12 protein-coding genes and 1 pseudogene are annotated in these 12,863 nt (G+C 43.7%); 6 read left to right on the top strand and 7 right to left on the bottom strand.

Annotated elements, in window-relative coordinates; all coding sequences use genetic code 11:
• Nucleotides 1–296: 296 nt before the first annotated feature.
• Nucleotides 297–461 carry a hypothetical protein gene (locus F6J90_RS42845; RefSeq protein ID WP_293108902.1) on the bottom strand — a complete coding sequence of 55 codons (165 nt, stop codon included), beginning with the start codon at nucleotides 459–461 and terminating at the stop codon, nucleotides 297–299.
• 228 nt (nucleotides 462–689) lie between these two features.
• On the opposite strand from F6J90_RS42845, the gene F6J90_RS42840 reads away from it, so the two are divergent.
• From F6J90_RS42840 to F6J90_RS42815, 6 genes are all read left to right on the top strand, one after another.
• Nucleotides 690–1,031: a hypothetical protein gene (locus F6J90_RS42840; protein ID WP_293108899.1), complete on the top strand. Its 342-nt coding sequence runs from the start codon at nucleotides 690–692 to the stop codon at nucleotides 1,029–1,031.
• 544 nt (nucleotides 1,032–1,575) lie between these two features.
• The gene (locus F6J90_RS42835; RefSeq protein ID WP_293108896.1) at nucleotides 1,576–2,052 is read left to right on the top strand and encodes an FHA domain-containing protein; all 477 of its coding nucleotides are present in this window, start codon (nucleotides 1,576–1,578) and stop codon (nucleotides 2,050–2,052) included.
• A gap of 1,106 nt (nucleotides 2,053–3,158) precedes the next feature.
• Entirely contained in the window at nucleotides 3,159–3,710 is a 552-nt protein-coding gene (locus F6J90_RS42830; protein ID WP_293108893.1) for a sterol desaturase family protein, read from the top strand.
• A 720-nt stretch (nucleotides 3,711–4,430) separates the two neighbouring features.
• Nucleotides 4,431–4,883, top strand: coding sequence for a Crp/Fnr family transcriptional regulator (locus tag F6J90_RS42825; RefSeq protein ID WP_293108890.1), 453 nt, complete (start codon nucleotides 4,431–4,433; stop codon nucleotides 4,881–4,883).
• A gap of 284 nt (nucleotides 4,884–5,167) precedes the next feature.
• Nucleotides 5,168–6,862 carry a cyclic nucleotide-binding domain-containing protein gene (locus tag F6J90_RS42820; protein ID WP_293108887.1) on the top strand — a complete coding sequence of 565 codons (1,695 nt, stop codon included), beginning with the start codon at nucleotides 5,168–5,170 and terminating at the stop codon, nucleotides 6,860–6,862.
• Nucleotides 6,863–7,192: 330 nt separating this feature from the next.
• Nucleotides 7,193–7,528: a hypothetical protein gene (locus F6J90_RS42815; RefSeq protein ID WP_071104310.1), complete on the top strand. Its 336-nt coding sequence runs from the start codon at nucleotides 7,193–7,195 to the stop codon at nucleotides 7,526–7,528.
• Between the two features lie 241 nt (nucleotides 7,529–7,769).
• Here the strand turns inward: F6J90_RS42815 and rpsN are convergent, their stop codons facing one another.
• The 6 genes and pseudogenes from rpsN to F6J90_RS42790 form a co-directional block, all read right to left on the bottom strand.
• The gene (gene rpsN, locus F6J90_RS42810; RefSeq protein WP_008178551.1) at nucleotides 7,770–8,072 is read right to left on the bottom strand and encodes a 30S ribosomal protein S14; all 303 of its coding nucleotides are present in this window, start codon (nucleotides 8,070–8,072) and stop codon (nucleotides 7,770–7,772) included.
• Between the two features lie 57 nt (nucleotides 8,073–8,129).
• Nucleotides 8,130–8,825: an endonuclease III gene (gene nth, locus F6J90_RS42805; protein ID WP_293108884.1), complete on the bottom strand. Its 696-nt coding sequence runs from the start codon at nucleotides 8,823–8,825 to the stop codon at nucleotides 8,130–8,132.
• 77 nt (nucleotides 8,826–8,902) lie between these two features.
• Nucleotides 8,903–9,022 (bottom strand): annotated as a pseudogene (locus F6J90_RS43970) (hypothetical protein); the annotation flags it as partial.
• A 258-nt stretch (nucleotides 9,023–9,280) separates the two neighbouring features.
• Nucleotides 9,281–10,372 (bottom strand): RIP metalloprotease RseP, encoded by a 1,092-nt coding sequence (rseP, locus tag F6J90_RS42800; RefSeq protein WP_293108881.1) that lies wholly within the window; start codon nucleotides 10,370–10,372, stop codon nucleotides 9,281–9,283.
• Nucleotides 10,373–10,746: 374 nt separating this feature from the next.
• Complete coding sequence (gene serS, locus F6J90_RS42795) at nucleotides 10,747–12,030, bottom strand: serine--tRNA ligase (protein ID WP_293108879.1); 1,284 nt, start codon at nucleotides 12,028–12,030, stop codon at nucleotides 10,747–10,749.
• 606 nt (nucleotides 12,031–12,636) lie between these two features.
• A partial coding sequence (locus F6J90_RS42790; RefSeq protein WP_293108876.1) for a hypothetical protein occupies nucleotides 12,637–12,863 on the bottom strand: 227 nt, incomplete at its 5' end.

Here is a 12,863-nt window from a genome sequence, read left to right as displayed (position 1 = left end):
ATTCTATAGCGCCAGAGTATACTGAGAATATAGGGTACAGGCTGAAAAACCGTTCGCGTAGCGTGGCCTTTGGCCTTGGCTGAGCCGGGTCAGAGACCCGTAACTTATTGAGCTTAAAGTAGTAATGCCCGGAGGGTAGGGAAAATCCTCCTTAAACACCACTACATCAACTACCAATTGGTGTGTGAACCTAGAAAAATCACGCTTTGAGAAAAAAAAACGGTACGGTGGGGCACACCGGAACCGAGTGAAAAGGAAGGGAAACGGACTATGCACATGCACTTCCTATTAAGTAACTAAACGCTACCGTGAGAATCGCCCTCTGGGTCTGTCGTAAGTTGACTAAGAACTTGGTCTTGACGGGTTTTTGGTTTAAGTACTGTCTTGTTTTTGGCGGCGTCAAAAATAGGAATACGGCGGTTTAAGGCGGCTCGTTGATCTAGGAATCCCCGTGTATGCAAGGCCGGGGAGTGTCAATAAAGGATGTTTCGTCAGAGGGGTTATGGGCAATTGCAGACCTTCATTTTAACAAAACTCGCGAAATTCCCCACCTTTTTAGAAGGTGGGTTTGAAGTTACCGTTTCTAGAGGGTCGCCTTGTCTTGATGCAATAGCGAGTGGCGCATGGGTCTGTGTGCGGAACCTGCGTCCGCACCGCTGTTTGCCCCGTGGAAACCACGGCAGTTGCTCATGGGGGGAACCACGGCAGTCGCTCATGGGGGAAACCACGGCAGTTGCTCATGGGGGGAACCCCCAAGACCGCACTGCCTCCCCAAGACCGCGCTGCCTCCCCAAGACCGCACTGCCTCCCCAAGACCGCGCTGCATCGCTATTAAAAAAGATTTAACCATGATCGAGCATAACCTGCCGACGCTCAAGCCGCGAACCACTCTTACGGTTTCGTCTCCGAGATGGATAGCGAGACGACAACTTGTGACGAATCGTACTAAAATAGAGCTGGTTGATGACCCGCCTGACCGACTAAAAGGCTACCTTAAAAACAGTCTTAATTTGGTTAACTTAGACCATTAGGTTTACAAAGTAAAGCGCGGAGTTCAGGGAAGAGACAAGCCCCGGCTGGTTAGCCTAGATGCTGTGATTCCAAGGTTTGTCTGGCAAAGTTATACGTCTGCGGAAGGTGGATGTCTGCCTGTGGACGCTAAGTAAGACCAAAACCGGCACGCGCGCGCCTCCTAGGCCGCGAGCAATCCCTCGCGGCCTAGGGTCGCGCCTCTGGTTGAGGCTTCGGCGGATGAAGCGGGAAACTCTAAAGACGAATAAGACCGTCCCTGATTGACCTGAGCTTGGGTTGCCCCAAGCTCAGGCAAGCAGGTTGGGGTACTTCACATTAATAATTCACCATGGTGGCACTCTCCTAGATTGCCCCTTCTACTAAGGTCGTCTATAGTCATAGTGTTTACAGCAAACTCTATATTAATATAGGTGTGCCTTAATTGGGGTGCATGTCAGTCCTTGCAAATCTAAGCAGATATGACTAACTCTGGCAGCCTTTTTGGCTGTATAAGCAAGGAAATCCCACGTCGTGTCGGTGGGGGATAGTTAACAGTATCAGGCCGTGAGGACAAAATCCTTGAAAGATGTGACACCGGCGATTACCCTAACCCTACTGCATCCTCTCCAGTCTGTGCCTGTTCAAAGTTGGCCCTTTGAAACAGAATCAGTGATTCGGATTGGCCGGTCAACCGATAATCATGTTATTCTCTATAGCGCTGTAGTTTCCCGTCACCATGTAGAACTACGGCGGAATCCTAATGGTTGGGAAATTATCAGTTTAGGTGCCAATGGCACCTACATGGATGGGAAGCGGATTACCCAAATGCCGGTTATCGATGGGATGATTATTCGTCTAGCTAGTTCGGGTCCGAAAATTCAGATTCATATTAATGGAGAAATGCCTTCAGCAAGGTTGAAGACAATTTTGGATAAGCGTGCCTCTGAACGAAAGCGGAACATAAATTCATTGAATAATACGTTGATAAATGCCGAAAGCACCCAATCCGATCAAACTGAGTCAACTGAAATGGAAGATTGAACTTTTATGGTAATTGATGGTAATTGGTAATTGGTAATTGGTAATTGGTAATTGGTAATTCGTCATTAAAATAGGACTTACCCAAAACTGGGGGCTAAACGCGCTTATTTAGTAGGAACCGACCCCGTGGCTTCCTAGTGGGGTAGCCAGATTAATTTGATGCATTAGAATTATCCTCCTCTTCTTACCATTTAACCTTTTTCGTCTTATATCAAGTCAGGTTGAATACCCATAATTAGAGGGAGGGTGGGGAGATGGGGAGATGGGGAGATGGGGAGATGGGGAGATGGGGAGATTTTTATTAAGGGTAATTATCCCGACATGATATTACTCTCTATTAGACCATTTTAAGCTGGCCACGCCACTACAAGTAAGGTTAAGTTGTTCAGCATTTAGATTGGGATACCTAAATTACTCAAAGGGAACAGCGGATCTGGGAATAACCAATTTAAATGCACATCAGCTTACTGCGTCAGTCCTGTAAAAAAAACTGTGATAGTTGCGGGATATAATGTACATCGGTTTTAAATTCGGTCAGGTACAAATCTCTGGGTTTTAGGGAGCAGGGAGCAGGGAACAGGGAATAGGGAACAGGGAAAAAATTTTGTGTACCTCATAGTTGTGAAAAACGCTGTAATTTGGAAAACGATAAGTCACTATAGACTTGATTTCGCTTGAAATTATTGCTAGTTTTAAAATATTTAAATTGAGTATGTTTTTAAATAAAAAACCTGCTTGATATTGGTGTCAATTATAGCTCATCTATAGACAGATTGATATGCTGTCCAGTTGACTACTGATCATTGAAGCTTGTTGGTTAATTGTTAAGGGACAATTAACTATTAACTATTAACCGCAAAGGGATATCAATTAATTCAGTAATTCAAATTATATAGCGCGTCGTGCCGGAGTGGTACAACTTAGATGAAGTATAAAAATTAGAAGTCAGGAGTCATAAGTGATAAGTTGAAAACATTGGCTTAATTTCAAATCTTAGATAAGAGAGCGATTATTGTACAAGAATGATTGAGAATTGCTATAGTAGCATACCTTCAATAAATAATAAATTTAAGTTTAACCTATTCTTTGACAAACCTTAACTTTTGTTGACTAAGATCAGCGCAGACGAAGAGGAGTTAGATGTGTTCATCATTAAGATTTTATTGGTTGCTTTAGTGCAGCTACTACTTGGGGATTTCCTTTCTACTTTTGTGTACCATGTCCCTGAGCACATTTTTGGTAAATTCCATGCCATAGTACACCATAGTAAGAATCGTAGCTTTATTCACTATGCTGTATTAACTAAGAACCCCCTGGTAATCCTTGATGGTTTCGCAGGTGCCTTTCCTTACTTGATGTTTGTGCGTTGCTTCTGGCAGATTTCTCCTCTAGGAACTATCTTGGGACTAGTGTTGGGTGAGCTTCATGTTATCTGGAGGCATGTTTCTGTGATGGAGTGGAAAACTCCCCAGACCCTAGAGCGCCTTTGCAACTTCTTGTGCATTACTACTCCAGAAAAGCATTGGCTTCATCATCAGGATGCCACAGTTGCTTATGGGGATATCTTCACATTTTACGACCGACCAGCACAAGCCTGGTATAGGTTTTTGATGTCAGTTAAGAAGAAATATAAGCTAAGTAGGGAGAAATCAAGTTAGGATGCTGGCTGTTGACTGTTTACTCTTAAGTACATGGTACGGTCAACCCTGGACGGTCAACAGTCAACGGTAAACCAAAACCATTTTGCCTAGCCATTACAAAGAGCGTTTAATAGAGCTAATGAAGCTACAGAACTTATAAACAATGCCTCTAACCCAAAAGGTTTTTCACGGAATATCCCAAGACGGACAAAAACAGCGACAGCGGCTGCGTTGGTATTCAAAGGGGGAAATCATTCCTTTGGTTGCACCTGGGATCTGGCAAGTCTGTCAAGGTATTGTTCAACTGATTGACACTCCCCGCCCTGGAAGGACGGGGATTCTTGCTTCCACGGGGTGACTTGTTTAACCAGGCCGGAGCCAGGAAAAATAGAGGTCTCCTCGACCCAAGCGTATTTAGTCTTCCGACTTGGGTTTCGGTGTGCCCCACCGTACCTTTTCAAAATCTATTTAACTAGATACCTAGATACTTTTTTATCTAAATCTTTCATAAACATTTAAGTCGTTAGACCCAATTACGCAATATGTACGCTCTACATATTTTTTACGTTGCCTACTTATGTTTAGACAGTATCTAGCTACTACAGTCTATTGATTATACTTTTACTCTAGCACACAAGGTGCCAACTTTCAATCCCATTGTCTCTTAGAATTGCCGTCGAACGAAGGACGGGGCTTTAGACCCATTTTTTTGGTAAAATTAACCTTGATGGAGAGGAAGTGCTACTAGGTTGGGCATTGCCCGATACCTCCTTCCGGATTGGGTTGGCTGCTCTAGACACCTATCAGGCTCAAGCTTTATCCGAAGTGCATCTTAAATGGTTTTCGATGATTGAATTGGAGGCGTCCCCTCATCTATCTCACACCCTATTCAATCAGCTAGGTCACAGGATACAACAGACAGAAGCACTTTTAGCGATCGCTGGACTGCGCCGAGTTGAAGACCGCTTGCAGCAGTTATTATTCTTGTTGAAACAGGAAATGGGGGAACCAGTTCCCGAAGGCACTCGCTTGAGTGTGCGCATGACCCATCAGAATCTAGCTAATGCCATCGGCACCTCTCGGGTCACAGTGACTAAAACTCTAGGAGAACTCCATAACCGTGGTGTGATTACATTTGACAGAGACCGTCACATCATTGTCAAACATGGTATAATATGTAATAATCTCTGAAGCTAACTTGAAGCTAGTACTGACTGCTGATTAGTGTGCTGATTACTGATTTTGTCAGTGTGGCAAGGGGTTTTTAGGCTTTGTTGTCAGGTTTGTTGCTTGTGCCTGACTCAAAAGTACTTGTGTTGCTCAAAGCGCTTCATGCTCGGTCGTGCAATGAATTTCACTGGTCTGGGAGTTGCAAGCGGGAAAAGTGGTAAATAGCAACTCTGAGATCGGAATAGTAAAATAATACTAAAATTAAGTGGTATCAATATAGATTGATAGCTGAAAAGCAGTTATTTATGCCTCTTGATAAATTAGTTCCAAAATTCTTAAAAAAATCCCTCTTCCAACTGGGAGAAGTGCCTGTATCTCTTCTCACCATCCTTCAATTAATCTTTTTATTTTTAATTGCTAAATTTATAATTCAAGATTTCAAAAAAATCCTGAATTATAAACTGCTTAATAAGCTAGTAAATGATCCAAATAAAAGAGAATTTTTATCGAAAATAATTAGTTATACAATTTTAATTGTATTGGTATATATTATATATTTTATCGGGGGTTTAGATCTAATTAAATCAATCATTTTTAAAGTAGGTAATACTGAAGTATCTATTAAATTATTAATCCAAATAGTACTGTCTTTAATGATAGTAATTTTTTTGGCTAGTACCCTCAAAAACTTTCTAAAACAAGAGCTACTTCCCCAAATGGGGATTGACGAAGCTAATCAAGCAGTCATTGCTACAATCATCAGCTACGCATTTGGGATATTAGGCATTGTAATTGTTCTGAATAATAACTTTGAATTGGGGTCATTAGCCGTTATTGCTGGTGGCTTAGGGGTTGGAATTGGTTTTGGACTACAGGATATAACTAAAAACTTTATCAGTGGTGTGACATTACTATTAGAACGAACAATAAGAGTTGGTGATTTCATTGAATTTGATGGCTTATCCGGATATGTTAAAGAAGTCTCCATGCGGTCTACAATCATCCGCACAAGGGAGGGGGGAGATGTAGTAGTTCCTAACTCTCATTTGGTGGAAAACCGAATGCTTAACTGGACTTTTGACAGCTATAAAGCTCGTATACACATACCTGTAGGAGTCGCTTACGATAGTGATCCAGTATTAGTGACAGAAGTCCTGTTAAAATCTGCTTATTTAGAACCATCTGTCTTATCTGAGCCGACACCAAGAGTTCTTTTTAAAGGGTTTGGTGATAGTTCTTTAAACTTTGAACTTCGGGTATGGGTCAATCGAATTGATCAAGAACCTTTTATAAGAAGTTCTTTGAATTTTATTATTGAATATAATTTACGTCAGCAGGGACTGTCAATTCCTTTCCCTCAAAGGGATTTTTGGCTGCGCAACCCTGAAGCCCTGATGGGGAGAGAGATTCACAGTCAAAATATTGAAACTATTGAAGAAAATATTGAACAATCAAATCAGCAGCCGTTCAAAGTTAAAACACCTAGACCTTTAGCTTTACGTGACTTACTGCGGCAGGTCGATTATTTTAAAAATTTTACTGAATTAGAACTAAGACAATTAATTGAAATTGGATACCGAAAGCGCTTACGTTCCTCAGAGATTTTATTTCATGAAGGCGACCCTGGAGATGCGTTTTATATTATCCTAGCTGGTTCTGTCGAAGTCTTTGTAGAGAGGATTAACAAAACTCTTAATAGTCTTCAGGCAGGTCAATTTTTTGGGGAACTTTCGTTAATGTTAGGCGTACCAAGAACAGCATCAGTTAGAGCGTTAGAAGAGTCACTATTATTTGTAATTAGCAATAAAGGTTTTAAACAACTATTGCAGGACTATCCAGATCTATCTGAGATCATTGTCCAGGAATTAGGCAAGCATCAGGAAGAATTAGCTGAGCGACAAAAACAGATGCGGAAAATGGGGTTGTTGGATGCAGCAGAAGATGACAGAAATCTTTTAGTTTGGGTTCGCAAGCGACTCAAGAGGCTATTTGGTCTTTAATAAGCGCTTTTGTATCTGGGTTGTGAACATACTCCCAAAGGCCAAGAGGCAAGAGGAATCCCCCCTAACCCCCCTTAATAAGGGGGGCGGGCAAGAGGCAAGAGTAACCAACCCCTAACCCCTTCCAGGAGTGGAAATAGATCCGGAGTTTTATTGTCCAATAAAAAAAGACCATACAGGTTTACATCTCAAATACAAACGCGCTTAGCAAATAGCAGGATCAGTTTGTTGAGTGTTGAGTGTTGAGTGTTAAGTGTTGAGTGTTGACAGTATCATGGAATCAAATGTCAACAGAAAACTATTTAGCTTAGCCGTCACCAAACCTAATTTATGGCTAAACCGAAACCAATTCCAGCGATTACTCTGCCACCAGCTGCAAATCCTGAGCAGGAAGGTGAATGGTTACGAGAAACTCTTGCGCAATGGCTAGATCAAGAGTTTCTGCCAGAAGCAATTAATCAAACGATTGCACAACGAGCCGCCCAGATTTTCGTCCGTCAACGGATGGAAGGAGAAAATGATTTGGGTTCACTTGTGATTGCTATTGTTACAGAAATGCAGTCGTTTGACTTTCGAGAAAGTTTTTACGGCGAATTTGCGATCGCTAACGCTGTCAGTGACCTACTCTTACAAAGTCTTGGCATTGACCGCTGTTGTGGGCAGTAGATGTTTCAGGTTGTTCGCGTAGCGTGGCCTATTGGCCAAGGTTTTAAGGTTGAAAGTTCCCAGAGCGTCATGCAAGAGCCCGTTGAAGCTCAAGGCAGAGTGGCTATGCTCCTCTTAAGTAGGAAAACCCGAAGGGTAGACTCGGGTATGTCAGACAACCTAAAACCTTCAACCAGTTAACCTGCAACCAGTTAACCTCCAACCAGTTAACCTCCAACCAGTTAACCTGCAAACAATTAACCTACCAGCTTGATTTAACCACACCTGGCAATAGACCTTGGTGTGCCCATTCCCGCAAGACATGGCGAGATAGTCCAAAGTCTCGGTAGTAACCTCGAGGACGCCCCGTAACCCAACAACGGTTCCGCACACGGCAGGGGGCGCTGTTGCGGGGGAGCTGTTGTATTTTCCGGTGGATCTCTAACCTTTCTCGTTGAGTCGCAGCATTTTTAAACTCTTCCTTGAGCGCCTCCCGCTTAGCTGCGTACTTTTCTACCATTTTTTTGCGCTTTTTTTCGCGCTCAATCATTGATTTTTTAGCCATTAATTCTCGAAATTATATCTAAAACAAGACACTGTCTTTTTATCTTATCCGATCGCCTTAATTAGTTTTCCAGCGATCTGTTGTAGTAGTCGTTACCTCAGGCAGATCTGCACTGGCACATAAGTCCGCCAAAACACAAGCATCACAATCAGGTTTTCGGGCTTTACAAATTGCCCTACCATGATAAATCAGCCGAATAGACCAGTTTTCCCAATCCTCCTGGGGCAAAAGCCCCATTAAATCTCGCTCAATCCTGATGGGCTCAGTGTGTTCTGTCAATCCTAGACGCTGACTGAGGCGCTTGACGTGAGTGTCTACAGTGACTCCCTGGTTAATACCATAGGCATGGGCAAGTACTACATTGGCGGTTTTACGAGCAACTCCAGGCAACTTGAGGAGTTTGTCCATTTGTTTCGGTACCTGACCACCGTATTCCTTAACAATCATGCGGCAGGCACCTTGAATATTTTTTGCCTTATTACGATAAAAGCCAGTAGAGCGCACTAAAGTTTCCAAGACTTCTATATCAGCACTAGCGATCGCAACAGCATCAGGAAACTGGCGAAACAACCCCGGTGTTACCTGATTCACACGTTCATCGGTGCATTGAGCAGAAAGAATGGTTGCCACCAGTAACTGTACTGGCGTTTCGTAATTCAGTGTGCAGGTGGCTTCCGGATAGAGTCGCTTAAGGCGAATTAGAATCTCTAGGGATCGTTGCTGCTTGGCAGACCATTTTCGGGTAATACTCATGGGTTGGAAGGTTAGAAGGTTGGAAGGTTGGAAGGTTGGAAGGTTGGAAGGTTGGAAGGTTGGAAGGTTGAAAGGTTGGAAGGTTGGAAGGTTGGAAGGTTAGAAGGTTGGAAGGTTGGAAGGTTGGAAGGTTGGAAGGTTGAATGTTGAGAAGATCTAGGGTAAATCTCTTCTGAAGCTATACCAGTAAAACCCACAGGATAAACTAACCTAGGTCAAGAAATCTTTGAACCTCTCACCTGCAACCTCTCACCTGTAACCTTTAACCTACAACCTGTAACCTGTAACCTGTAACCTGTAACCTGTAACCTCTCACCTGTAACCTCTCACCTGTAACCTCTAACCTGCAACCTACAACCTGTAACCTGTAACCTGTAACCTGTAACCTGTAACCTGCAACCTACAACCTGTAACCTATAACCTGTAACCTGTAACCTCTAACAACCAAACACGGGTTACTGGAATAAGTTTTGTACCCAAACCAGGTTAGCTGTATCCCGAATAATCAAGAAAACACCTAAACCCAGAAGCAGCACTAGCCCAGTTTGCATAATATTCTGCTGTACTTCCATGGGCAAGGGCTTACCTCGAAGTCCTTCAATCAGTAAGAAAGCCAACTGACCACCATCAAGGGCTGGTAGGGGCAAGATATTAATAATCGCTAGATTGATACTAATCAGAGCTGCAAACTGTAAAAGATTGACAGCGTTGGAACGAGCAATATCGGCTCCAATCGCCACAATTGCCACTGGACCAGACACTTGTTCCGCCGTTTCGCCAAAATTACTCAGTAGCTGACCAAAGCCTTGCAGGGTTAAGACTGTAATGCGTTGATATTCTTCGGCACCACGACTGAATACCTCCAGCAAACTACCAGCACGTTGACGCACTTCCTCCCCATTGGGAGACAGTTGTACACCAATTTTTCCTTTCCCATCTATCCCTGGTTCCGGAATCACCTTTAACAGTAGCGTTTGTTTTTGACGCTGAATCCGCATTTCGAGGGGCTGGTTGGGATGATTTTGAATCGCTTTCATCAGGAAAGTAATCCCTTCCGGGTTTGCTTCCAACCCTTGACCATCTACGGCGAGAATTATGTCTCTTGGTTTAAGGCCTGCTTCTGTAGCCACTAAACTGCTTTCTGGGGCAAGTTTAGGCACTACCACACCCGGTTGGTAGTTGAATTGGGAGATGCCAACCATTCCTACCTGAGCCACAAGGAGGAAGTAAGCAAAGACTAAGTTAGCAATGACACCAGCACTAATCACAATTGCCCGGTCTAGAATCGGTCGGTTGCGGAGCAAATTGGGATCATTGGGAGGAATATCGCTATCGGGGTCATCATCAGGAAAACCCACAAACCCCCCTAGGGGAATCGCTCGCACTGCATACTCAGTTTCTGGACCCTGATATTTCCAGAGAATTGGACCAAAGCCAAGAGAAAAGCGATTGGCATAGATTCCTTGCAGACGAGCTGCCATAAAATGACCCAGCTCGTGAACAAGAATCAAGACTGCCAAAACTGCAATCGCCGCCAAAATTGACATATAAGTGAAGAATTTATTTAATGTAATGTTAACTTCATTTTTCTATTGTATAGGCATTGCAATTAGGTTCTAGGCTCTAGGCTCTAGGCTCTAGGTTTTAGGGTCTAGGCTCTAGGCTCTAGGCTAAGCGGGTTCTGGCAAGGGTATGAAGCGCCCCAAGTCAAGCACAGAGGCTGTCAACTGTGCCTGTTATACCTAACAGTCAACTGTGCCTGTTATACCTAACAGTCAACTGTGCTGTGCTTGTTATACCTAACAGTCAACTGTGCTGTGCTTGTTATACCTAACACCTAATATCTCACACCTAATACCTAACACCTAATACCTAACACCTAATACCTAACACCTAATACCTAGAATTTAAGCTAATGGTATTACAACAAATCTCGCCCCATATAAGGCTGTAGAGCCTCTGGTATCTTAACCGTTCCATCGGGTTGCTGATAATTTTCCAGAATGGCTGACATAGTACGCCCTACTGCCAATCCTGAGCCATTGAGAGTATGAACAAAGTTAGTGCCTTTTTTCCCGGACTCTTTGAAACGAATCCTACCCCGCCGTGCCTGGAAATCAAAGCAATTGGAGCAACTGGAAATTTCCCGATATGTCCTTTGCGAAGGCAGCCAAACTTCTAGGTCATAGGTTGTAGCGGCTGAGAAACCTATATCCCCTGTACACAGTTCTACAGTCCTGTAGGGTAATTTCAAGGTTTCCAAGATCGCCTCAGCATTCTTAAGCAGCTTCTGATGCTCTTCGGAGGAAGTACTCGGCTCAACAATTTTCACTAGCTCAACTTTATTAAACTGGTGTAGTCGAATTAGACCCCGGGTATCCCTTCCATAGCTACCCGCTTCCCGGCGAAAGCAGGGGGTGAAGGCACAGAGATTAATGGGAAGTTGGGATGCTTCGAGGATTTCGTCTCGGTAGAGATTGACCAATGGCACTTCTGCTGTGGGTGCTAACCACAAATCATCATCAGAGCACTTGAAGCTGTCCTCGGCAAACTTAGGCAACTGACCGGTAGCGGTTAGGGATTCACTGTTGATCAGTACCGGTGGCATCACTTCGGTATAGCCAGCAGCAATTTGTTGGTCAAGCATGAAGTTAATCAGTGCTCGTTCCAAAGCAGCACCAGCCCCGATCAATGTCACAAATCGACTCTGAGCGATTTTCACCCCTCGCTCAAAGTTAAGAATGCCAAGTTTTTCGGCAATGTCCCAATGGGGGAGAATCGGGAAATCCTTGGGAATGTACTCATCACCCCAGCGATGGACTTCCACATTTTCGGCTTCACTCTTGCCAATCGGTGTGGATTCGCAGGGCAAGTTGGGCAGGGATAGCAAGAGGGTGTTCAGCTGGTCTTTTAGGTCTTTTTCTTCGGGTTCCAGTTCGCTCAACTTAGTTTTGATTTGGTTACCCTCTTCCTTGAGCGACTGAATTTCTGGGCTTTGTGGAGGACTACCCGATTTGATTTTTTGACCAATCAGCTTACCAATTTCATTACTACGAGCCTGCAACTGGGTGCGGGATGTTTCCAGCTCCCGCTGACGCTGATTCAGTTCCAGGATAGGTTGTAGGTCATATTGATTGATACTACGTCGGTCTAGTAGTTCTTGAACCTTTTGTGGATTTTCCCGAATTTGCTTTAGGTCAAGCACGAGTTTTCTCTACTAAAATGGCGCGATCGCATGATCGGTACTCATCTGAGCAACATCGATGTGACATAGTGACATACTCCTACACTGAACTCTAATAGTCAGTGTAGGCTTCTTGCCAACTCCACCCAACGGTTAGGATACTCGGCAAGCTTTATTGACGACACGGGATGCCCCTCCGCGCCGGAACAATACAAAAAAGTTCTATTAATGCTAGTAGGTGGCGGTTAGCTCTTAATTTTATTACCCTACTATTTTCATTATAATAGACGATAACAAAGTATCAAAGCTCCTGTCCGCCATTCATCCGGGAGACGAAACCTGATCAGAGGGTCGCCTTAGAGCTAATTCGTAAAGTAAATCTTAATAAGTCTGAAAGCCTTGCTATGATTGTCTTTTGGCTCTTCAATAGTTCAAAGGTTTTATTTTGGTGAAAAGCTTATCCTACAAGGATTACAGCGAGTTTACGAATCAGCTCTTAATCAATAAGTTTTAACCATGCATCTGCATAGCCTGCTAACCATAAAGGCGACCCTCTGAATGCGGTAACTTCTGACCACGCCGACATGCAGGTGCGGACGTGGGGCATAAGCGCGAATTAAGCTAACTTTACCAATGTGCCACAGTTTTCTTGCCAACGGCAATTAACTTCTGCTGGGAGTCGGGAGTCGGGAGTCGGGAGTCGGGAGTCGGGAGTCGGGAGTCGGGGAAAAAAAAAAAAAAAAAAAAAGAAAGTCCAAAAATGCAGGATGTAAGTATATGGAAGTAGAACATACTCAATACACCAAAATCAAACACGACTATAGTTCGATACGCCACTCGGAGGACCGCAAGAA

This window comes from Moorena sp. SIOASIH (assembly GCF_010671925.1).
Taxonomy (GTDB): domain Bacteria; phylum Cyanobacteriota; class Cyanobacteriia; order Cyanobacteriales; family Coleofasciculaceae; genus Moorena.
The sequence above is the reverse complement of the archived record's forward strand: the minus strand, read 5'-3'. Positions and strand labels throughout refer to the sequence as shown.